Annotated in this window: 20 protein-coding genes; 12 read left to right on the top strand and 8 right to left on the bottom strand. The window is 72.0% G+C overall.

Features of this window, described 5'->3' with window-relative positions; all coding sequences use genetic code 11:
* Positions 1-45: 45 nt before the first annotated feature.
* Positions 46-1,575, bottom strand: a complete 1,530-nt coding sequence (locus tag ACFY2Z_RS13840; protein ID WP_390744384.1) for an SDR family oxidoreductase — start codon at positions 1,573-1,575, stop codon at positions 46-48.
* 298 nt (positions 1,576-1,873) lie between these two features.
* Here ACFY2Z_RS13840 and ACFY2Z_RS13845 point away from each other — a divergent pair, with 298 nt between their 5' ends.
* From ACFY2Z_RS13845 to ssuE, 3 genes are all read left to right on the top strand, one after another.
* Complete coding sequence (locus ACFY2Z_RS13845) at positions 1,874-2,041, top strand: hypothetical protein (RefSeq protein ID WP_388976087.1); 168 nt, start codon at positions 1,874-1,876, stop codon at positions 2,039-2,041.
* Between the two features lie 106 nt (positions 2,042-2,147).
* Positions 2,148-2,225, top strand: a complete 78-nt coding sequence (locus ACFY2Z_RS13850; protein WP_351520955.1) for a putative leader peptide — start codon at positions 2,148-2,150, stop codon at positions 2,223-2,225.
* Positions 2,226-2,604: 379 nt separating this feature from the next.
* Positions 2,605-3,159: an NADPH-dependent FMN reductase gene (gene ssuE / locus ACFY2Z_RS13855; RefSeq protein WP_390744385.1), complete on the top strand. Its 555-nt coding sequence runs from the start codon at positions 2,605-2,607 to the stop codon at positions 3,157-3,159.
* A gap of 57 nt (positions 3,160-3,216) precedes the next feature.
* On the opposite strand, the gene ACFY2Z_RS13860 is transcribed toward ssuE, so the two are convergent.
* Positions 3,217-4,269 (bottom strand): acyl-CoA dehydrogenase family protein, encoded by a 1,053-nt coding sequence (locus tag ACFY2Z_RS13860; protein ID WP_390744386.1) that lies wholly within the window; start codon positions 4,267-4,269, stop codon positions 3,217-3,219.
* Positions 4,270-4,588: 319 nt separating this feature from the next.
* Here ACFY2Z_RS13860 and ACFY2Z_RS13865 point away from each other — a divergent pair, with 319 nt between their 5' ends.
* Positions 4,589-5,953 carry a phospholipase gene (locus tag ACFY2Z_RS13865; RefSeq protein WP_390744387.1) on the top strand — a complete coding sequence of 455 codons (1,365 nt, stop codon included), beginning with the start codon at positions 4,589-4,591 and terminating at the stop codon, positions 5,951-5,953.
* A gap of 276 nt (positions 5,954-6,229) precedes the next feature.
* Here ACFY2Z_RS13865 and ACFY2Z_RS13870 read toward each other — a convergent pair whose 3' ends face one another.
* Positions 6,230-6,910: a phosphatase PAP2 family protein gene (locus tag ACFY2Z_RS13870; protein ID WP_390744388.1), complete on the bottom strand. Its 681-nt coding sequence runs from the start codon at positions 6,908-6,910 to the stop codon at positions 6,230-6,232.
* 176 nt (positions 6,911-7,086) lie between these two features.
* On the opposite strand from ACFY2Z_RS13870, the gene ACFY2Z_RS13875 reads away from it, so the two are divergent.
* The 4 genes from ACFY2Z_RS13875 (at position 7,087) to ACFY2Z_RS13890 (ending at position 10,081) form a co-directional block, all read left to right on the top strand.
* Positions 7,087-7,458: a BlaI/MecI/CopY family transcriptional regulator gene (locus ACFY2Z_RS13875; RefSeq protein ID WP_390744389.1), complete on the top strand. Its 372-nt coding sequence runs from the start codon at positions 7,087-7,089 to the stop codon at positions 7,456-7,458.
* Positions 7,455-8,384: a M48 family metalloprotease gene (locus tag ACFY2Z_RS13880; protein ID WP_390744390.1), complete on the top strand. Its 930-nt coding sequence runs from the start codon at positions 7,455-7,457 to the stop codon at positions 8,382-8,384. The genes ACFY2Z_RS13875 and ACFY2Z_RS13880 overlap by 4 nt, the downstream gene beginning before the upstream one ends.
* Before the next feature lie 187 nt (positions 8,385-8,571).
* Positions 8,572-8,964, top strand: a complete 393-nt coding sequence (locus tag ACFY2Z_RS13885; protein WP_390744391.1) for a VOC family protein — start codon at positions 8,572-8,574, stop codon at positions 8,962-8,964.
* A 46-nt stretch (positions 8,965-9,010) separates the two neighbouring features.
* Positions 9,011-10,081 (top strand): adenosine deaminase, encoded by a 1,071-nt coding sequence (locus ACFY2Z_RS13890; RefSeq protein ID WP_390744392.1) that lies wholly within the window; start codon positions 9,011-9,013, stop codon positions 10,079-10,081.
* Here the strand turns inward: ACFY2Z_RS13890 and ACFY2Z_RS13895 are convergent.
* Positions 10,063-10,578 (bottom strand): DinB family protein, encoded by a 516-nt coding sequence (locus ACFY2Z_RS13895; protein ID WP_390744393.1) that lies wholly within the window; start codon positions 10,576-10,578, stop codon positions 10,063-10,065. The genes ACFY2Z_RS13890 and ACFY2Z_RS13895 overlap by 19 nt on opposite strands.
* Positions 10,579-10,691: 113 nt before the next feature.
* On the bottom strand, positions 10,692-11,618 hold the full coding sequence (locus ACFY2Z_RS13900; protein ID WP_390744394.1) for a LysR family transcriptional regulator: 927 nt from the start codon (positions 11,616-11,618) through the stop codon (positions 10,692-10,694).
* Between the two features lie 119 nt (positions 11,619-11,737).
* Here ACFY2Z_RS13900 and mgrA point away from each other — a divergent pair, with 119 nt between their 5' ends.
* Positions 11,738-12,739 (top strand): L-glyceraldehyde 3-phosphate reductase, encoded by a 1,002-nt coding sequence (gene mgrA / locus ACFY2Z_RS13905; RefSeq protein WP_390744395.1) that lies wholly within the window; start codon positions 11,738-11,740, stop codon positions 12,737-12,739.
* Here mgrA and ACFY2Z_RS13910 read toward each other — a convergent pair.
* On the bottom strand, positions 12,717-13,700 hold the full coding sequence (locus ACFY2Z_RS13910) for an oxidoreductase (protein WP_390744396.1): 984 nt from the start codon (positions 13,698-13,700) through the stop codon (positions 12,717-12,719). The genes mgrA and ACFY2Z_RS13910 overlap by 23 nt on opposite strands.
* A gap of 184 nt (positions 13,701-13,884) precedes the next feature.
* On the opposite strand from ACFY2Z_RS13910, the gene ACFY2Z_RS13915 reads away from it, so the two are divergent.
* Together ACFY2Z_RS13915 and ACFY2Z_RS13920 are read left to right on the top strand one after the other, a co-directional pair.
* Positions 13,885-14,817 carry an AraC family transcriptional regulator gene (locus ACFY2Z_RS13915; RefSeq protein ID WP_390744397.1) on the top strand — a complete coding sequence of 311 codons (933 nt, stop codon included), beginning with the start codon at positions 13,885-13,887 and terminating at the stop codon, positions 14,815-14,817.
* Positions 14,818-14,998: 181 nt separating this feature from the next.
* A complete protein-coding gene (locus ACFY2Z_RS13920; RefSeq protein WP_390744398.1) occupies positions 14,999-17,551 on the top strand; it encodes an ATP-dependent Clp protease ATP-binding subunit in 2,553 nt (850 codons plus the stop codon).
* On the opposite strand, the gene ACFY2Z_RS13925 is transcribed toward ACFY2Z_RS13920, so the two are convergent.
* Positions 17,548-17,934, bottom strand: coding sequence for a nuclear transport factor 2 family protein (locus ACFY2Z_RS13925; protein ID WP_390744399.1), 387 nt, complete (start codon positions 17,932-17,934; stop codon positions 17,548-17,550). The genes ACFY2Z_RS13920 and ACFY2Z_RS13925 overlap by 4 nt on opposite strands.
* 403 nt (positions 17,935-18,337) lie before the next feature.
* On the opposite strand from ACFY2Z_RS13925, the gene ACFY2Z_RS13930 reads away from it, so the two are divergent.
* Positions 18,338-18,748: a hypothetical protein gene (locus tag ACFY2Z_RS13930; protein WP_390744400.1), complete on the top strand. Its 411-nt coding sequence runs from the start codon at positions 18,338-18,340 to the stop codon at positions 18,746-18,748.
* A 67-nt stretch (positions 18,749-18,815) separates the two neighbouring features.
* Here ACFY2Z_RS13930 and ACFY2Z_RS13935 read toward each other — a convergent pair whose 3' ends face one another.
* A complete protein-coding gene (locus tag ACFY2Z_RS13935) occupies positions 18,816-20,177 on the bottom strand; it encodes a streptophobe family protein (protein WP_390744401.1) in 1,362 nt (453 codons plus the stop codon).
* Positions 20,178-20,190 lie beyond the last annotated feature (13 nt).

Raw genomic sequence — 20,190 nt, forward strand, 5'->3', positions numbered from 1 at the left:
GGGCTGTGGTCTGCTTCCGGGAGAGCCCGGTGGAGGACGCGGGTGTCAGCGGGTGGTGGTGCCGTCCTCGGGGCCGACGGCGGGGGCCCGGGCCGCGGCCTTCGCGATGTTGCGGGCCATGCCGCCGAAGACGACGGCGTGGAAGGGGGAGACGCTCCACCAGTAGGCGTGCCCGAGGAGCCCGTGCGGATGGAACAGGGCCCGCTGCCGGTATCGGGTACGGCCCTGCTCGTCCCGCTCGACGTACATCTCCAGCCAGGCCAGTCCCGGCAGTCGCATCTCGGCCCGCAGCCGTAGCAGATGCCCCGGCTCGATCTCCTCGACCCGCCAGAAGTCCAGCGAGTCGCCGGCCCGCAGCCGCTCGGCGTCGCGGCGGCCCCGGCGCAGCCCCACCCCGCCGACCAGCCGGTCCAGCCAGCCCCGTGCCGCCCAGGCGAGGGGGAACGAGTACCAGCCGTTGTCGCCGCCGATGCCCTCGACGACCCGCCACAGGGCCGCGCGGGAGGCGTCGACCGTGAGTTCCCGGCGATCCGTGTAGAGGCTGCCGCCGGCCCAGTCGGGATCGGTGGGCAGCGGGTCGCTCGGTGCTCCGGGTGGCGACGCGGACGACCAACGGGTCGTTACCTGGGCGTCGCGGACCCGCTGCAGCGCCAGCCGGACCGCCTCGTCGAAGCCGATCGGATGCCCCGGCGGGGCGGGTAGACAGCGGTCGATGTCGTGCTCACCGCAGACGACCTCGTGGCGCAGCGACTCGGTGAGCGGCCGGGCGATGGACCCGGGCACGGGCGTCACCAGTCCGACCCAGAGACTGGACAGGCCGGGGGTGAGGACCGGGACGGGCACGATGAGCCGGGGCGGAAGACCCGCGATCGCCGCGTACCGGACCATCATCTCCCGGTACGTCAGCACGTCCGGACCGCCGATGTCGAAGGCGCGGTTGACGTCGTCCGGCAGCCGCGCGCTGCCCACCAGCAGACGCAGCACGTCCCGCACCGCGATGGGCTGGATCCGGGTGCGCACCCAGCGCGGGGTGATCATCGCGGGCAGGCGCTCGGTGAGATAGCGCAGCATCTCGAAGGAGGCCGAGCCCGAACCGATGATCACTGCGGCCCGCAGGACGGTGGTCGGGACGCCCGAGTCCAGCAGGATACGGCCCACTTCGGACCGCGAGCGCAGATGAGGGGACAGCTGACGTTCCGGGACGCCCACGGGTGTCAGACCGCCGAGGTAGACGATGCGCCGAACGCCCGCGGCCCGGGCCCGCTCCCCGAAGATCCGTGCGGCCGTGCGGTCCGTTTCCTCGAAGTCGCTGCCCGTGCCGAGAGCGTGCACCAGGTAGTACGCGACGTCGATACCGCGCATGGCCGCCGCGACCGACTCCGCCCGGGTGACGTCTCCGGCGACCACCTCGACCTCGCCCGCCCAGGGGTGGTCGCGCAGTTTGCCGGGAGAGCGGGCAAGGCAGCGTACGCGGTGCCCTGCGGCGAGCAGTTCCGGCACGAGCCGGCCGCCGATGTATCCCGTGGCGCCGGTCACGAGGCAGCTCAGCCCTCGCCCGGCCTCATCGCCGTTCATCGTTCCTCAGTCCTCGACCCTTGATCCTCAATCCTGGTTCCTCGCTCCTTCGTCGTCCATGTCCTTCGCTGATGCCTCCCTCGTTCGGGGGTACGCCGACTGCGCGGGCGGAGTACCGCGACGTCAACGGGGGAGGGGGAGGCCGCTCTCGGGGTCCGGGGCCCGGGCCGGCGGCCGCCGGGAAACTGGTTTCCATGAGGCGGACATGTCGGTGTCGATCGAGGGCAGGCGAACAGAAGGAGAACTGCTGGTTCGAGTCGACGGCCGATGCCGGTCGACGCCGGAGGTGGCTGCCGCTATGGGCGCGAAGGTGTTGGAGCGGTTTCCCGCAGGTGCTCCGCGCGGAGCGTGGCCGGCGGAGGAGTTCGCGGCGGCGCGCCGTGCCGAGGGTGAGCCCGCGAAGGTCGTCATGGATCTGAAGTCGGACGCGTTCCTCGTGGTGGTCCCGACGCGGGACGACGACTGACCGCACACGGCCACCGGGAGCGGGGCGCCCTCGGTCCGCGATACGAGAACGCCCGGGATTTCCTTGACGGTCCGAGCCGGCGGCTGCCACGATCGACGCCATGACGATGCGACTGGACCTCACGCGGCGACGCCATGTCGACCTCGCGCGTGTCTCCAGCGCCTCCTGTTGCACCGCGGCCTGATCGCCCTCCGGTCCGCCGCGTTCTCCCGGCACACGTCCGCTCGTCGAGCCCTGTGTGACGCACGGCGTCCGTGACGCCCGTACGGCCGTGTGCTCGCATTCCGTTCCCCGAGTTCAGCGCATCGCCTCGGTGGCGCAGTCGTGTTGCTGCCGTCCCGCGCATTCCGCATTCGGTGGGTCGTCATTCCGCCTGGAGTTCCGCACGTCCCGCCCGCCCGGACAACTCGCCTACCGCATCCGCGACTTCAGCGGACGCAGGGGAAGCGACAGCGGCGGTGAGACCGGTATCCGCACCGGTATCGGCACCGGACATCGGCTGAACCCGCCCCGGCGCACGCCTGACCGCCCCGCTCCCTCCCTTCCTCCCGAAAGAGGACCGCATGGCCACCGTTCTGTCCGTCTCCGGCAGCCCCTCCGCCTCCTCCCGGACCAACCGCCTGCTGCGTCACCTCGACCAGCGCCTGATCGCACAGGGCCACCAGGTGGTGCCGCTCGACGTCCGTACGATCCCGGCGCAGGCCCTGCTCGGCGCGGACTTCCGGCATCCGGCCATCGTCGAGGCCACCGAGCTGTTCGCACGGGCCGACGGCGTCGTCGTCGGCACCCCCGTCTACAAGGCGTCGTACTCCGGCGTCCTCAAGGCGCTGCTCGATCTGCTTCCGCAGTACGCCCTCACGGGCAAGACCGTGCTGCCGCTCGCCACCGGCGGCAGCACCGCGCATGTGCTGGCCATCGACTACGCCCTCCGCCCCGTCCTTAACTCCATGGGCGCGGCGCACATAGTGCAGGGCTGGTTCACCCTGGACAAGGACATCACCGTGCACGAGGACGGCTCCCTCACCGTCGCGCCGGGCGCGGGGGAGGCGCTGACCCAGGTGGTCGACCAGTTCTCGGCGGTCCTCGGCCCCACTCCGCTGCTGGCCGCGGCGGGCTGAGCGGAGTGCCCAACTCCGGGAGCCGGGCGAGTCGGAGGAGCCGGACGACCGGAGCGGTCAGGGAAGTTCGGAGAGATGGCCGAGGTGGGCATGGCGCACCTCGGCCGTCTGTCCCTGCACGAGCAGGAACATCGCCTCCCTCGCCAGCCGCTGGGCCCGGCTGCCCAGGGCCATGGCCCGGCCGCCGCCGGCCACGAGCGCGGCGGTCGTCGCGGTCCGCATCAGATCGTGGGCCCGCAGCTTCCATGCGAGCCGTTCCTCGATGCGTTCGTGCGGCACAGGGTGGTCCCACAGGGCGTAGGCCTCCCGCCGTGCCTCGTCGAGACGGCTCCGAAGCGAACCTGCCGTCTCCTTCGCCTCCGGGTTGGCCTCCAGCAGATCGAGCGCCGCGTACGCCACCCCGAATACGGCCGGGGAGGCGTTGGTGTTCCGGGGCCGGTCCACCAGGGCGAATTTCGTCTGTGGGGTCCGCAGCACGACCGAATCCCGGGGCAGCCACAGGCCGTTCAGTTCCAGCGAGACCGTGTGGGCGGCGGTGAGCGCCGCGAGCCGCATCGGCGCCGTGGGGCGCATCCCGGGCTGCTCTCGTGCCTCGGTGAAGGCGAAGACCACCTCGCCCGCCTCGGAGACGCCCGCGAGCAGCAGCACGTCGTTCAGCGTCCACCCCGTGTACCACGGCACGGTCCCGTCGAAGCGCCAGCCGCCTCGCTCGGGTGTGGCCCGCACCGGGACCCGGGGGAAGGCGCGGACGTGGGCGTAGGCGATCCCGGACAGCAACTCGCCCCTGGCCAGCGGGCCGAGCAGCCGCTCGCGCACGGGCAGTTCCGTCGACGCCAGCAGCTTGACCGGCGTGTAGTGCTGCGTCAGCACGAACCACGTCGAACAGCAGGCACCGGCCAGGATCTCCGCGGTGTCCCGGGCCACCGCGGCGGGCGCCGCGGCCCCGCCGTACTCCGTCGGCGCGTTCACCCCGAGCAGCCCCGAGCCCTTGAGCGCCTTGACATGGCTCGGGGGCACACCCTCCTGGTCGACCCGCTCCGCCTGTGGTCCGAGGAGACCGGTGGCCAGCTGACGGGCACGGACGACGAGCGGGTGCGCTGCGGTGGTCATGAGAGGCATTCTCCGTCAGCGGCCCTACGGACGACGGGACTGGCAGGGCCCGTCCGTCGGTCAACTGGTCTAAACCCTTGACTGGTGTACATCAACGCGGTTGAGTGTCCCTCCGCAACCCCCCACCGCGGCCGCCCCCACGCCGTGGCCGGCCAGACCGGCGCGTGCGCGCAAGGGCCGCCCCGCTGCGCCCTTGCCCGGGAGCGGCCGTGCCCGGGTTCGCGGAGCTTCACCCGACGGCAACCTTCCCTGTCGGCGCCCGACCGCCGGGGCTGCTGTCATGAACCTGACTTAGCCTCGCCGAATGAAGGGCTCTGCCATGCGAACCCCCCACGCCCTGCTCGCGGCGGCCATCGCGCTGACCGCCGCGGTTGTGGCACCCCCGTCCCATGCGGCCGCCGCGGTCCCCGCCGCCGGTGCCTACTACGTGCAGAGCGCCACGACCGGGCTCAACGCTGCCGACCACGGGGGAGCCGTCGAACAGCACAACCCCAAGGGCAACGAGGACCACCAGCAGTGGAACCTCAAGGCCGCCGGATCCTCGTACGTCCTCGAGAGCGCCGACACCGCGGGCAGTTGTCTCGGCCGCTCCGGCGACCAGGCCCGTACGGTCGCCTGCACGAGCACCGACGCGGCCTGGGAGATCGCTCCGGCCGGCGGCGACCAGTACACGCTCAAGGCCCCCGGGACCGAGCGCTATCTGACGGTCGCCGCCAAGCCCTCCGGCGCCGACTACCCCGCTCAGCTGGCCATCGGATCCTCGGGCGGTCTGGCCTCCTGGTACCTCACCCCGGTCACGTCTCCCACCGGCCCCATGCCGTCCCCGGACCAGCGCACCCTGGACCAGGTCACGTTCCTCACCGCGCACAACGCGTACGCCAACGGCGTCGACGGCGGCTTCGCCCCGCCCTTCGTGAACCTGGTGCCCAACCAGACCCGCGGAATCAACCAGCAACTCTCCGACGGTGTCCGCGGGTTCATGCTGGACATCCACCAGACGCCCGACGGTGCCATCCTCTGTCACGACAGCTGCACCCTGGTCAGCAAGCCGGTCGCCCTGTGGGTGGACGTCCAGCGCATCGTGGACTTCCTCAAGGCGCACCCCGATCAGTTCATCACCGTCTTCCTTGAGGACTACGTAGACCCGGGCGTGCTGCGCAGCGAACTGGCGCGGGTGAACGGTCTGTCGGACGTCCTCTACCGGCCGGACCGGACCGGTGTACGGCAGAACGGCTGGCCGAAGATGGCCGATCTGCTCGCGGCGAACCACCGGCTGCTGATCTTCACCGACCACAGCCGCTCATCCGACGAGGCCGCCGGACTCACCCGCGACAGCTTCGGAGTGATGTACCAGAAGGACTGGACGGTGGAGAACTACTGGTCCATGGGCTCGGGCATCGGATCCTCCGACTGGTCCTGCTACAGCCGCTGGTACGACGCGAACACCATCATCCCCCTGACCCGCACCGAACCGGGCTTCCGTCCGCTGTTCGTCATGAACCACTTCCGTGACGCGACGATCACGTCCACGGCCCAGACCGACAACACCAAGCTGACCGACCGCGCCCAGCGGTTCTGCCAGCCCGCCGCCCGCAAGAAGCCCAACTACCTCGCGGTCGACCGCTACGACCTCGGGAACCCGGCCTCGGCCGTGAACACCCTGAACACCTACACCTATCCGTAGAGCGCTTACCAAGAGCGCGTGCGGGGGGCGAACGGTGTGCGCATCGTCCATGTGCGAGCTCACAGCCTCACGGACGACCACCGCGGACGCGCATCTGGAAACAGGGGGCCCGCCCGTCCCCGCATCGGTCCCGGCGCGATGCGGCCGGGGGGCGGCGCCGCCCGCCGGCTCGGGACGCCGAGCGGTCCTGAGCGGTCGATCGCCGTACCGCGCCCAGATCGGGTCATGGGCGATCACGTGACCCGCCTCGACGCGCTGCTCGACGGGGACGAGGCTTCAAGGTGTCGAGGACGAGAGCGGTTCCGCCGCGCCGGTGAGGGCGCGCGGGGCGAACCGCGCGGCGGCGTAGACGCACAGGCTCAGCCAGCACACGGCGAACAGCCAGCCGCCCAGGACGTCGGAGAACCAGTGGACGCCCAGATACACCCGGGTGAGGCCGACGAGTATGCCCCAGGTGAGAACGGTCACCAGGAGTGCCGCTCTGGCTCGTGGGGCGCGGGCCAGGATCGCGAGGGCCAGCAGGCCCGCCGTGATCGCGGCCGTCGTCGTATGACCCGAGGGGAAGGACCAGCCTGACGCCTGGGTGACCCAGTCCCGTGTGGCCGGGCGAGGGCGCGCCACCGTATTCATCACCCCGTACCGCAGCGCCTGGCCCACGGCCAGGCAGACGACCGCGGCGGCCATGCACAGGGCCCGCCGGCGCGGTGTGCGTCCGGCCAGCAGACCGGCCAGGGCGGCGAGCAGATACGGGACGGCTCCCGTGCCGGTGAACGTCACGGCCCGCGCCGCCACGACCACCGGGTGCGGGCGGTGGCCGACCGACCATGCCAGCAGGTCGGCGTCGCCGTACAGCGGGGAACCACCCCGTCCTCGCACGGTCAGCGCCAGCAGGACGAACGCCGCCAGGGCGCCCAGCGCCGTCGAACCGGCGAGGTCCGAGGTGTCGGCCCGCTTCATGCCGCCACCCGTGGGACGTCGGGCGTGCGCCGCGATGCGGTGCACGATGCTGCGCCCATGTTCGGGGACCCCTTTCATAATGGACGTGCGGTACGGTCCTGGCCGGAGCCGCGAGGACTACAATTCTGTAGACGGTCTACAGAAATGTAGACGAATACGGGGTGAGGAAGGTTCCCATGACCGAAGCGAGGGACGAGCGTCGCCCGGCGGGCGAGCTGGAGGCCGGCGTCATGGCCGCCCTGTGGGCCGCGGGCGCGCCCCAGACCTCCGGCGAGGTGCAGGTGAGCCTGGGTGCCGGTCTCGCCCGCACGACGGTGACGACGATCCTGTCCCGGCTGCACGAGAAGGGCGTCGTCGACCGCAGGCGCCAGGGCCGCGGCTACGCCTACTTCCCCGTCCAGGACGCTCACGGCCTGACCGCCCGGCGGATGCACACCGAACTGGACCGGGACAGCGACCGGCAGACCGTGCTGGCCCGCTTCGTCGCCCAGCTCAGCGAAGACGACGAGCGCATCCTGCGGGATCTGCTGGAATCCGGTGAGCAGTGACCTTCCTGCTGCTCATCCCGCTCGCGCTGCCGTTCGCGACGGCTCCGCTCGGCCGCCGCGCCCTCCAGCACCTCGCCCCGGCGACCGCGCTGTGGCTGGTGACCGGCGCCACGGTCGTCCTCGCGTGCTGCTCCCTGACCGCGCTGGGTGCCTTCGTGCTCACCGGGCTGCTCAAGCTGCCGCTGTTCGCCGCGTTCGGGGAGCTGGTCCGGCCGCTGCGCACCCCGTCGAACCTGGTGGTCGTACCGGCGGCGGCGTTCTCCGTGGGCGCGCTCGCCGTGAGCCTGTGGGCGGTGTGCCGCGCCGTGACACATCAGGCCCGGGCCTTCCGTGCCGCCACGAGCGAGGCGGACCGCCGCTCCACCGCCGGTGACCTGTGTGTCATCGACTCCCCGCGCCCGGACGCGTACGCCCTGCCCGGGCGCCCGCACCGCATCGTGGTCACCACCGGGATGCTGCGCAGTCTCAATCCGGCCGAGCGGGAGGCGCTCTTCGCCCACGAGCGCGCCCACAACGCGGCCGGACACCACTACTTCCTCGCCGTCGCCGAACTCGCCGCGCTCTGCCACCCGGGGCTGCGGCCCACCGGCGAGGTCATCCGGCTCGCCGCCGAACGCGCGGCGGACGAGGCCGCCGCCGCGGTGGTCGGGAACCGGCGGCTGACCGCCCAGGCGATCGGCCGGGCCGCGCTCGCCGCCCGGGCCGCCCAGGGGGAGCGGCCGTCCTTCGCCCCCGCGGCGACCACCGGGCCCGTGCCGCAGCGTGTCGCCGCGCTGCTGGCGGCCCCGCGGGCGCCGCACCGTACCGCCCGCTGGATCGCCGCCCTGCTCATCGCGTGCGCCGCCGCCTCCGCCTGCGCCTCGGCGACCGGGATCATCGGCTTCCACCACGCGGTCGAGGTCGCCCAGGGCGAACGGGGCGACTGACGCCGGAGGGGGAGCCTCCCGCCCCGAGGGGCCGCCTGCCCTGAGGGGCCGCCTGCCCTGAGGCGCCGCCCGCCCTGTTCGGCGGACGACCCACGCCCCGCTCCAGCCCAGCCGCTTGACGGGATGCCGTACGCTACGTGTTACGTATAACGCGGCAACGCCGTGACACCGTATCCCGGAAGGCCCGATGAGACGCATTGCCCTGGTCACCCTCGTCGTCGACGACTACGACGAGGCGATCCGCTTCTACACCGAGGCCCTGGGGTTCCGGCTCGCGGCCGACGAGCCGCGGCCCGACGGCTCCCGGTGGGTCGTCGTCGAGCCCGGCGTCGCGAACCTCGGCACCGGCCTGCTCCTCGCCCGGGCCAAGGACGACGCCCAGCGCGGCCGGATCGGCGACCAGACCGGCGGGCGTGTGGGCTTCTTCCTGCACACGGACGACTTCGCCCGCGACCACGCCCGGATGACCGCCGCCGGTGTGACCTTCCTGGAAGAGCCGCGGCACGAACCGTACGGCAGTGTCGCCGTCTTCCAGGACCTGTACGGCAACCGCTGGGACCTGCTCCAGCCCGCCGACTGAGCCTCCTCCCGCCGCTTCGAACCGCTCGCCCAAGGAAAGACCCACCATGACTGCTACGCGCGTAGATGCCGAACTGATCCGCAGCCTCCCCAAGGCCGTCCTGCACGACCATCTCGACGGCGGCCTGCGCCCCGCCACCGTCGTCGAACTCGCGGCCGCGATCGGTCACACCCTGCCCACCACCGACCCCGACGAGCTCGCCGCCTGGTACTTCGAGGCCGCGAACTCCGGTGACCTGGTCCGCTACATAGCCACCTTCGAGCACACCCTCGCCGTGATGCAGTCCCGCGAGGGCCTGCTGCGCGTCGCCGAGGAGTACGTCCTCGACCTCGCCGCCGACGGTGTCGTCTACGCCGAGGTGCGCTACGCCCCCGAACTGAACACCCAGGGCGGGCTGTCGATGAGCGAGGTCGTGGAGGCCGTCCAGGAGGGCCTCGCCGCCGGTATGGCCAAGGCGGCCGCCGCCGGCACCCCGGTCCGGGTCGGCACCCTGCTCTGCGGCATGCGCATGTTCGACCGGGTCCGCGAGGCCGCCGACCTGGCCGTCGCCTACCGTGACGCCGGAGTCGTCGGCTTCGACATCGCCGGCGCCGAGGACGGCTTCCCGCCCGCCGACCACCTGGCCGCGTTCGAGCATCTGCGCGGCGAGAGCGTCCCGTTCACCATCCACGCCGGTGAGGCGCATGGTCTGCCCAGCATCCACCAGGCTCTGCAGGTGTGCGGCGCCCAGCGCATCGGCCACGGTGTGCGGATCACCGAGGACATCGTCGACGGCAAGCTCGGCCGGCTCGCGAGCTGGGTGCGGGACCGCCGTGTCGCGCTGGAGATGTGCCCGACCTCCAACCTGCAGACCGGCGCCGCCACCTCGATCGCCGAGCACCCGATCACCGCCCTGAAGGACCTGGGCTTCCGGGTCACCCTCAACACCGACAACCGCCTGGTCTCGGGCACGACGATGACCCGCGAGATGTCCCTGCTGGTCGAGGAGGCGGGCTGGAGCGTCGAGGACCTGCGCACGGTCACGGTGAACGCCCTCAAGAGCGCGTTCATCCCGTTCGACGAGCGCAACGCCCTCATCCGGGACGTGGTCCTGCCCGGCTACGAGGCCGCGCTCTGAAGCAGCCCTCCCACATAGGCGGCCTGTCCGACGTGCTGCAGGGCGTCGGACAGGACGCTGACGAGGCGTACGCCCAGAGTGACCGGGGGATCCCAGCCGTCGTCCACGACGCGCTCCAGGTCCTTGGCGGTCAGTTGCCGAAGGGCCGCGAGTGTCTGCTCGTACACGGCGTCGTAGTACCCGGTCAGCAGGTCGCCCGAGTCGACCCGCACCTTGGCGACCTTCGCCGGGCTGTGGCCGTATCCGGTGTCGCTGCGCGGCAGATCGAGCCCGAAGCGCTTCTCCCAGTCCTGTGACAGCCATACCTCGTCGAGGCCGAAGGCGTCGGCCACGTGGTCGTCCTGGACTCGGGTGAGGTGCCAGATCAGCCAGGCGACGGAGTTGGTCTCCGCGGTGGGCCGGGCGTTGAGGTCGTCCGGCCCCAGACCGTCGACGGCGGCATGGACTTCTTCCTGGATGCGGCTGTACGCGTCGATGAGGATGTCCTTCGCATGCATGGGTCCACCATCGCGCATCGCGCCCTCGGGCGTGCGGCGAACCCGCCCAGCGCGCCGCTCGCTCCGGCCGGCGCGCCGCGGCCGCAGCGTGCCCCGCGTCCCTCGCGCGCCGGTCAGCCGGCCGGAGGCGGGTCCGATGTGTCCGACGTATCCGGCGAGTCCGCCGGGTTCGCCGCGAGCAGGCTCATCAGTGCCCGCGCCGCCGGGCTGCTGGCCTCGTGCGGGGGCAGGATCGCGACCGTCTCGTACTCGGCGTCGCACTTGACGGGGAGCGAGACCAGCGTGGACGCCTCGCGCTTGTGCCCGAAGTGGCGCGGGACGACGGCGACACCGAGCCCCTCGTGGACCAGCTCCAGCAGGCTGTGCACGTCGTTGACCTCCAGCGTCACGGTCCGCTGGACCCCCGCCCGGGTGAACACGGAGTCGGTGGTGCGGCGCGGTCCCCAGTCGGGGTGGAAGTCGACGAACGCCTCTCCGCCCAGGTCCGCGGGGGTCACCGGGCCGCCCGTGGCCAGCGGATGCGATGGATGACACAGTACGGTCATCGGTTCACTGGTCAGCGGGACGGACCGCAGCTGATCGGTGTCCGCCCGGGTGCGCACCGCGAACGCCAGGTCCAGCCGGCCCGCGGCGACCTCCTCGGCCAGCGCGCCCGACCCCGCCTGCCGCAGCCGGATCTCCACGTCGGGGTGGCGCCGCCGGAACGCGGCGAGCAGCCGGGCGACGTCGACCCCGGCGATGCACTGTTCGGTGCCCAGTGAGAGCGTGCCGCGCAGCACACCCTGCACGGCCGCCACCGCCTCGCGGGCCGCGCGCACCTGGGCCAGGATCCGCTCGGCCTCGACCAGCAGCGCACGGCCCGCCTCCGTGAGGGTGACGGTGCGGGTGGTGCGCACGAACAGCGGGGCCTGCAACTCCCGCTCCAGGGCGCGGACCGAGGCCGACAGCCCCGACTGGGACACCATCAGCCGTTCCGCTGCCCGGGTGAAGTGACGGTCCTCGGCGACCGCGACGAAGTGCTGGAGATGACGCAATTCCATGATTGAGAAGCCTAAGCGCTGAATCTCATCCGATTCCTCTGTTGGACCGCTGTACGGCGGCCGGGCGAGAGTGGACGGCGTCGTCAGCGTTGTCAGCAAACGTCCCTCTGGAGTGCAAGTTGTACACGGCAGACCCCTCCCGTTACGAGGCCATGCCCTACCGCCGCACCGGACGCAGCGGTCTGAAGCTGCCCGCGCTGTCCCTCGGCCTGTGGCACAACTTCGGTCCCGACCGCCCCGTGGAGACCCAGCGGCAGATCCTGCGCAGGGCCTTCGACCTCGGCGTCACACACTTCGACCTCGCCAACAACTACGGACCGCCGCCCGGCGCCGCCGAGTCCGCCCTCGGCGACGCCCTGCGGGCGGACTTCGGCGCCTACCGCGACGAGCTGGTCATCTCCACCAAGGCCGGCTATCTCATGTGGCCGGGGCCGTACGGCGAATGGGGGTCGCGGAAGTATCTGCTGTCCTCGCTCGACCGGAGTCTGACGCGGATGGGCCTCGACCACGTCGACATCTTCTACTCGCACCGCTTCGACCCCGAGACCCCGCTCGAGGAGACGATGGGTGCCCTGCACTCGGCGGTCCAGCAGGGCAAGGCGCTGTACGTCGGCGTCTCCAACTACTCGCCGGAGCAGACCCGTGAGGCCGCCCGCATCCTGCGCGGACTGGGCACCCCGCTGCTGATCCACCAGCCGCGCTACTCGATGCTGGACCGCCGCCCCGAGGACGGGCTCCTGGACACCCTCGACGAACTCCAGGTCGGCTCCATCGCCTACTCACCGCTGGAGCAGGGACTGCTGACCGGCCGCTATCTCGACGGCATCCCGGAGGGCTCCCGGGCCGCGAGCGAGAGCCCGTTCCTCCAGGCCGACCAGGTCACCGAGGACCTGGTGCGGCAGCTGCGCGCGCTCGACGACATCGCCGGCTCCCGGGGCCAGACGCTGGCGCAGATGGCCCTGGCCTGGGTGCTGCGCGGCGGCCGGGTGACCTCGGCGCTGGTCGGCGCGAGCAGCCCGCGGCAGCTGGAGGACAGTGTGGCGGCGATCCGCAACCTGGACTTCGACACGGAGGAGCTGGCACGGATCGACGCGGCGATCACGCGAGAAGACGCTCGCTGACGTCCCAGAGACGGGCGGCCGACTCCGGGTCGACCGCGTAGGGGAGCACGCCGGGGATCTGCGCGTTGTCACGCCAGGCGGCCTCGTCCGCCTCGGTCACCAGCGGGCTGATCTCGCAGTTCTCGCAGTAGGCCCCGCCCAGGCCGTCGAGCTGGGGGCTGGTCGCGCACCAGACGCTGGTGGCCGCCCCCTGGGCGACGGTCTTCAGCTGCCGGGCGGGGTCCCGCACGGGGCGGCCCTCCTCGTCCATGGCGCCGGCCGCCCGCAGCGCATCGTCGGAGAGGTGCTTGGCGAGCCCGGTGTCGATGATGGTGCCGGGGTGCACGGAGAAGGCCCGCACCCCCTCCGCCCGGCCGCGCCGGTCCAGCTCCACCGCGAACAGGGCGTTCGCGGTCTTCGACTGGCCGTAGGCGAGGAAGGGCTCATAGGGCCGGTCGGCGAACTGCAGGTCCTCGAAGACGACGGGGGAGAAGCGGATGCCCCGGGAGGACACCGCGACCACCCGCGCTCCGTGGGCCGCGACCAGCGCGGGCCACAGCCGGGACACCAGCTGGAAGTGACCGAGGTGGTTGGTGGCGAACTGTGCCTCGTAGCCGCGCGCGTCCCGGGTCAGCGGTGTGGCCATGATGCCGGCGCTGTTCACCAGGATGTGCAGCGGACGGCCGGAGGCCAGGAACGTGGCCGCGAAGGCGTCGATCGACGCGGGGTCGATCAGGTCCATCGGCTCGACCTCGACGCCGTCGACGTCCCGGAGCGCGGCCCGGGCCCGCTCGACGTCCCGCGCGGGTACGACGACCTCGGCGCCCGCGGCCCGCAGCACGCGGGTCGTCTCCAGGCCGATGCCGGAGTAGCCGCCGGTGACGACGGCGACCTTGCCCGTCAGGTCGATCCCCTTGGCGACCTCATCGGCGGTGGAGGCGGCGTCGAAGCCGGAGTGGACGGGCTGCTGGGCGGTGGTCATGGTGTGGGTCTCCTCGCAAATCCCTCATGTGTCCCCGGCGGGGCGTCGGCGCGCCTTCCCTTTTGCGGTCGGTGCGCCGGGTGTCCCTGCGGGGGCGGTTCGTGGGCTGTCCCGGCCACCGTAGGACGAGCGATCCGTACGATGAATGCTTGAGAATCCGCATTACCTGCGTGATAGTTCAGACATGTCCGTGGATCCCCTGTCCGACGCCCTCGCCGTCGCCGACGCGCGCTGCGTCTTCTCCGGCGGCTTCACGGCCGGGGGCGACTGGGCCATCAGGCTCCGTGGGCGATACAAGCTCAAGGTCAACGCCGTGGTGCGGGGGCACTGCCTGCTGGTCCGCGAGGAGGGCGGCGAGCCCGTCCGGGTGGAGGCGGGCGACGTCGTGGTCTCCGACGGCAGACGCTCCTACGTGCTGTGCAGCGCCCCGGACGTCACGCCGCTGGACTCGAGACAGGTCGCGGTGGACCCCGGTGACCGCATGGCGCACCTCGGCGACGGCGAGGACTTTCTGTGTGTGTCCGGGCATATCGACCTCAGCAGGGACAGCGGTGACCTGCTGCGCCGGGCCCTGCCCGAGATGATCCATGTGCGGGCCGCCACCGTCGAGGCGCCGGTGCTCGGCTGGTTGATCGGGCAGTTGGTGGGGGAGATGACGGCGGGCCGCGCGGGCTCCGGGTTCGCCTCGGACCAGATCGCCCAGCTGCTCTTCCTTCAGGTGCTGCGGGTCTGTCTGGTGGATGCGCAGACGCTCCCGGCCGGCTGGCTGCGGGCGCTCGCCGACGAGCGTCTCGCCCCGGCGCTGCGTCTGATGCACGGCGACCCGTCGCGCCCCTGGCAGCTCGACGAGCTGGCGCGGGCCGCCGCCATGTCCCGGACCACCTTCGCCCTGCGCTTCAAGGAGGCGGCCGGCGTGCCGCCCCTGACGTATCTCCTCAACTGGCGGATGAGCCTGGCCGCGCGTGCGCTGCGCGAGGACGACACCCCCGTCGCGTCCCTCGCCCAGTCCGTCGGCTACACCTCGGAGAGCGCCTTCAGCAACGCCTTCAAACGCACCGTGGGTATCGCGCCGAAGCGCTACCGGGACGCCGCTCGGGGCCGACCCGTCCAAGCGTGAGGGCGTGCACAGCACGGTCGAGTACCCGCGCACTCCCTCTCCAACCGTCCCCAACCACCCCGATGTGCCGCGTGATGCCTGGGTTGTGATGCGAGGCGACCTGGCCAAGACTGGGCGAGTACGGGCAAATCGACTACGGCGTGCCGCGCGGCCGTGTCGCACGCCGGACGGGTGGTCAACCGTGACGATCTCACCCTTCGGGTCAGGTGACCCCTTCTCCGATCTCTTCAACCGCTTCTTCGGCATGAGCCCGGCGACCTCCCCGCCGGCCGTGCAACGCGTCCCCATCGGACGGCTTCTCAGCGAATCCGCGCACGAGCTGCTGGGCGCCGCGGGTGGCCGGGCGGCGGAGGACGGTTCCGATCTCGACGCCGTCCATCTTCTGTGGGCCGCCACCCAGGTGCCGTCCGCACGCCAGGTCCTGGAGCAGGCAGGCGTGGATCCGGACCGGATGGCCGCCGATCTCCAGGCGTCGCTGCCCTCCGGGACGGGCGAGGGGGAGCCCGCGCTCACTCCGGCGGCCAAGCGTGCGCTGCTCGCGGCCCACGCCCGGTCGCAGGCGGCCGACGCCTCCTACATCGGCCCGGAACACATCCTCGCCGCACTCCTCGACGACCCGCGTTCCCCGCTCGCCCAGACCCTCCAGGCCGAGGGCGCCTCGCCGGGCGCGCTGAGCGGCGCCGGGCGCGAGAGGCGCGCCGCGGGCGGCCACCCCGACACCCCGACCCTGGACGAGTACGGACGTGACCTCACCGACGAGGCGCGCAGCGGCCGCCTCGACCCCGTCGTCGGCCGGGCCGTGGAGGTCGAGCAGACGATCGAGGTCCTCTCCCGGCGCACCAAGAACAACCCTGTCCTCATCGGCGAGCCCGGCGTCGGCAAGACGGCGATCGTCGAGGGGCTGGCCCAGCGCATCGTCGCCGGAGAGGTGCCCAAGGCGCTGAAGGACCGCCGGGTGGTGGCCCTGGACATCGCCGGTCTGGTCGCCGGGGCCCAGTACCGGGGCCAGTTCGAGGAACGGCTGAAGAAGGTCATCGACGAGGTCACCGGCGCCAAGAAGGGGATCATCCTCTTCCTCGACGAACTGCACCAGGTCGTCGGCGCGGGTGCCACCGGCGAGGGCTCCATGGACGCGGGCAACATCCTCAAGCCCGCCCTCGCGCGGGGCGACCTCAGCGTCGTCGGCGCCACGACTCTCAACGAGTACCGCAAGCACATCGAGAAGGACGCGGCGCTCGAACGCCGCTTCCAGCCGGTGATGGTGCCCGAGCCCACCGTCGAAGAGACGACGGAGATCCTGCGCGGGCTGCGCGACTCCTACGAGGCCCACCACCAAGTCCGCTATCTGGACGAGGCGTTGGACGCCGCCGCCGCCCTCTCCGACCGCTACATAAGCGACCGTTTCCTGCCCGACAAGGCCATCGACCTCATGGACCAGGCCGGAGCCAGGGTCCAGCTGCGCACGATGGGCGCCCCCGCCGAGACCGCCGAGCTGGAGGAGCACCTCGGGCGGCTGAGCCGGGAGAAGGACGAGGCGGTCCGCACCGAGGACTTCGAGCGTGCGAGTGAGATCAAGCGCCGGATGGCGGAGCTGGAGCAGCAGCTCTCGGAGACCACCGGCGGCGGAGTGGCGACGACGCCCCTCGTCACCGTCGACGACATCGCCGAGGTGCTCTCCGCGCGCACCGGCATCCCGGTCTCCCAGCTGACCGAGACCGAGCGTGAGCGGCTCATGAAGCTGGAGGACCTGCTGCACGAGCGCGTCATCGGCCAGGACCAGGCGGTCACCGCCGTGGCCCAGGCCGTCCGGCGCGGCCGGGCCGGCATGGGCGACCCCAACCGGCCCACCGGCAGCTTCCTCTTCCTCGGCCCCACCGGAGTCGGCAAGACGGAACTCGCCAAGGCACTCGCGGAACTGCTCTTCGGCGACCCGGACCGTATGGTCCGCTTCGACATGAGCGAGTTCCAGGAGAAGCACACCGTCTCCCGGCTCGTGGGCTCCCCGCCCGGCTACGTCGGCTACGAGGAGGCCGGTCAGCTCACCGAGGCGGTGCGCCGCAAGCCGTACAGCGTCGTGCTGTTCGACGAGGTGGAGAAGGCCCACCCGGACATCTTCAACCTGCTGCTGCAGGTCCTGGACGACGGACGGCTGACCGACGCCCAGGGGCGCACGGTCGACTTCCGCAACACCGTCGTCATCATGACCAGCAACATCGCCTCCAAGCACATCCTCGACCACCAGGGCGACGTCGAGGAGATCAGGGACGATCTGATGGCGGAGCTCCAGGCGCACTTCCGCCCGGAGTTCCTCAACCGGATCGACGAAGTGATCATTTTCCATGCGCTGGACCGCGAGAACCTGGTGCAGATCGTCGATCTGCTCCTCGAAGGCACCCGGCGCCGGCTGCACGCGCAGGGCGTGCAGTTGGAGGTCACCGAGGCGGCCGAGGAGTGGCTGGCCGACCGTGGCTACCAACCGGAGTTCGGGGCCCGGCCGCTGCGCCGCACCATCCAGATGGAACTCGACAACCGGCTGTCGAACATGCTGCTCGACGGCACGCTCAACGCGGGCGACACGGTCGTCGTCGATGTCGCGGAGGACGAGCTGGTCCTCCGGCTCAAGGCGGTGACCGAGGAGGAGAAGGCCGCGCGGGCCGAGTCCGGCGAGAAGGCGCCGGGCAGCCCGGAGGGCTCCGACGAGCAGCCCCCGAGCTGGCCCGGCCCGATCTCCTAGGCGGCGGCCGTCGGCACGCGGTCCAGGAAACCGTGGACCGTGCGGATGCGTCCGTCGTCGGCCAGGGCGATCACGTCGAAGCCGGCGACGGGCGCCGAGCCGTCCGCGTCGCTCACCAGCTCCCAGGCGAAGCGGGCGATGTCGTGGTGCCCGTCGACCGTGCCGAGGAGCCGGAAGGAGAACCCCGGGAACTGCTCATGGGCTCCCGCGATCACGGCGGCGATCTGCTCGTGCCCGGCGACATCGGCCAGCGGGTCGGTGTAGGTTCCGTCCGGACTCCAGGCGGCGGCGACCGCCTTGGCCAGGGTCTGGGGGTCGCGGGCGTTCCACGCCTCGAGGTAGCGGGCGACGGCGGACTCGTGGCGCTGGGTGTCTGCGGACATGGCGGATCAGCCTCCATCAAGGTCGTAAGCGCTGGTCGGACGTCGGTTTCCCCGGGCGTCGTGCCTGTCGGGGAACCGATGTCTCCACCATGCCGGGGGTGCCCTGTGGCCGTCGATTACCTCTCGGGTAAGGGCGCTCTCGGTGCGGTACGGCCGCGCGGGCGTCCCCCGCGGCGGTCCGGGGTGCCTCCTTTCGGCCAACGACCGCCGCGCATATGCCAGGAGACTGGCTGAAATGGCATGGTGACAGAGTGTCAGGAGTGGCGATACTCGAGTGACAGGGTGATGCGGCCCACATCCCGGAGCGGAGGATGCGCCGGGGCCGGATCACCCCCGTGCACAGCGCGCGCATGCAAGGCACCACGGGCCCGCCCGGCACCGAGCACCGCACTGGGGGACGAACGTGCACGACGAATTCCTGTGCCATGTCACCGCATACGGCATCTGCGGCGGTCAGCGAGTCGGCGTGCCCTTAGGGACCTATCGCGCGCCCACCCTCGCCCTCGCGCTGTGGTGGATGCGCGACCGCGCCTCCTGGATCGCCGAGCGGCTCGACCCGGATCCGGACAACCCGCTCTTCCCCCCGAACTCCGTCGCCCCCGTCGCCGACACGGTCCCCGATGTGCCGAGCGTTCTGCGCGCCTGGTGCGGTGACACGAGCCGACAGGAACAGGTCGCCGAGGAACTGGCCGCCGGACGGCTGGTCCGCGTCGCCGTCAGCGACGACACCACCGAGTACGAACTGCTCGCCGAGTCCGTGGACGCCCTGCGGATGCAGCGCTTCGTGCCCGCGCTCTCCACCCCGGCGGCCTGACCGACCCGTACGGCCCGCACCCCACCGGAAGCACACCCGGGCGGGTGGCTGGAGCCGTTCCTCGGCCTCAGTCGTCCGGGGAGCCGGTGGAGCCGCTGTCCGGTTCCGTCGTGGCCTTCCGCCGCGGAACCGGACCGGGCACCTCGCCGCGCCCGCCGCCCCGCCGCAGGATGCGCCCGGCCGCCGGGCCGGCGATGAATCCGGCGGCGAGCCCCCACAGGGCGGCCAGGCCCAGAGCCGTCCACCACTGTGGTGTCAGCATCAGCACACCGGACAGGCCGCCGCCCAGGTCGCCGACGCCCAGGAGCGACAGCCCGTAGTGCGCCCGGATCCGGCACACCAGGCAGATCATCAGCACCGCCGCCACCAGCGCGACGGCCAGGCGCCCCGCGTGCCACCAGGCCCGCGTCCCCGCCGGGGAGCGCGCCGCCGTCAGCCACCCGGCGGCCAGCACCAGCACGGCGTTCACGACCATGAGCCACCACACCCGGCCGTCGTGCGCGGCGAGCGTACTCAGGTTGAGCGTCGAGACGTCCGGCGTGCGGAGCACCTCGTCGAGCAGATGCGGCGCGGGTAGCCCCAACGGCCCGTCCACCCGCCCGTGCCAGGTCGCGCCCAGCCCGATGGTGAACAGCGGCCACACCAGATTGGGCAGCCCCAGCAGGATCACCGCGAGCGTCTGCGCGGGGTGCCCGCGCGTCGCCGCCACCACCAGCGCGATGACGACGCCCAGGGCGACGTACGCGAGAAGCAGGGCCACCACCGCGTACGCGGCCGGACGCACGGACTCCTGACGGTGCCGCAGCCGGTCGGGGAGCGGGACGCCGGGCGAGATCAGCAGGGCGACGACCAACACGCCCGCCAGCCACAGGAGTCCGAACAGCACGGTCTGCGGCAGGTCCGTCGTGTAGCCGATCCGGGGAGCGATGCCGAACAATTGTCCGATGTCCCCGATCGTGCCGCCGAGCGGCACCGGGAACGTCTGACGGGCCGCCAGCGCCATACCGATCAGCGCCGGCAGCCACAGCACGGCGATCCGGGCCGCCCAGCCCGCCAGTTCGGGCGCCCCCGCGACGGCCCGGTGCCGCAGCGGACGCAGAAAGCCGGCGGCGATCACCAGCGCCCCCGCGAGCGTCACCGACAGGGGCATCACCGTGAGCCCGGCGCGGCTGCCGGCCAGCGGGCCCGCGTCCCCCGCGAGCCGCACGCTGCCGCCGACCGCGACGACGACCACGGCCACGACCGCCCGGGGGAAGCCGTTCTCGGGGATATGGGTACCGCCCGCCGCCCACAGCCCGAGGGCGGCGAACACTCCCATGACGACGAGTCCGGCCAGCACGGTCCACACGGCCTGGAACCAGCCGTACGGGGCGATCGGCGGGCCGTCGGTGCGGACGGCGGCCCGGTCGGACGAGGTCGGGACGCTCACGCTGCCACGGTAA

The sequence above is a fragment of the Streptomyces sp. NPDC001222 genome (genome assembly GCF_042896945.1).
Classification (GTDB): domain Bacteria; phylum Actinomycetota; class Actinomycetes; order Streptomycetales; family Streptomycetaceae; genus Streptomyces; species Streptomyces gibsoniae.

Bases quoted from the DNA above. Each gene is read 5' to 3' on its own strand.
- ACFY2Z_RS13890 (WP_390744392.1), top strand. From the start codon at position 9,011: ATGACTGCTACGCGCGTAGATGCCGAACTGATCCGCAGCCTCCCCAAG.
- ACFY2Z_RS13910 (WP_390744396.1), bottom strand. From the start codon at position 13,700: ATGACCACCGCCCAGCAGCCCGTCCACTCCGGCTTCGACGCCGCCTCC.
- ssuE (WP_390744385.1), top strand. From the start codon at position 2,605: ATGGCCACCGTTCTGTCCGTCTCCGGCAGCCCCTCCGCCTCCTCCCGG.
- ACFY2Z_RS13895 (WP_390744393.1), bottom strand. From the start codon at position 10,578: ATGCATGCGAAGGACATCCTCATCGACGCGTACAGCCGCATCCAGGAA.
- ACFY2Z_RS13845 (WP_388976087.1), top strand. From the start codon at position 1,874: ATGGGCGCGAAGGTGTTGGAGCGGTTTCCCGCAGGTGCTCCGCGCGGA.
- ACFY2Z_RS13870 (WP_390744388.1), bottom strand. From the start codon at position 6,910: ATGAAGCGGGCCGACACCTCGGACCTCGCCGGTTCGACGGCGCTGGGC.
- ACFY2Z_RS13885 (WP_390744391.1), top strand. From the start codon at position 8,572: ATGAGACGCATTGCCCTGGTCACCCTCGTCGTCGACGACTACGACGAG.
- ACFY2Z_RS13860 (WP_390744386.1), bottom strand. From the start codon at position 4,269: ATGACCACCGCAGCGCACCCGCTCGTCGTCCGTGCCCGTCAGCTGGCC.
- ACFY2Z_RS13875 (WP_390744389.1), top strand. From the start codon at position 7,087: ATGACCGAAGCGAGGGACGAGCGTCGCCCGGCGGGCGAGCTGGAGGCC.
- ACFY2Z_RS13915 (WP_390744397.1), top strand. From the start codon at position 13,885: ATGTCCGTGGATCCCCTGTCCGACGCCCTCGCCGTCGCCGACGCGCGC.
- ACFY2Z_RS13925 (WP_390744399.1), bottom strand. From the start codon at position 17,934: ATGTCCGCAGACACCCAGCGCCACGAGTCCGCCGTCGCCCGCTACCTC.
- ACFY2Z_RS13840 (WP_390744384.1), bottom strand. From the start codon at position 1,575: ATGAACGGCGATGAGGCCGGGCGAGGGCTGAGCTGCCTCGTGACCGGC.
- ACFY2Z_RS13900 (WP_390744394.1), bottom strand. From the start codon at position 11,618: ATGGAATTGCGTCATCTCCAGCACTTCGTCGCGGTCGCCGAGGACCGT.
- ACFY2Z_RS13865 (WP_390744387.1), top strand. From the start codon at position 4,589: ATGCGAACCCCCCACGCCCTGCTCGCGGCGGCCATCGCGCTGACCGCC.
- ACFY2Z_RS13850 (WP_351520955.1), top strand. From the start codon at position 2,148: ATGCGACTGGACCTCACGCGGCGACGCCATGTCGACCTCGCGCGTGTC.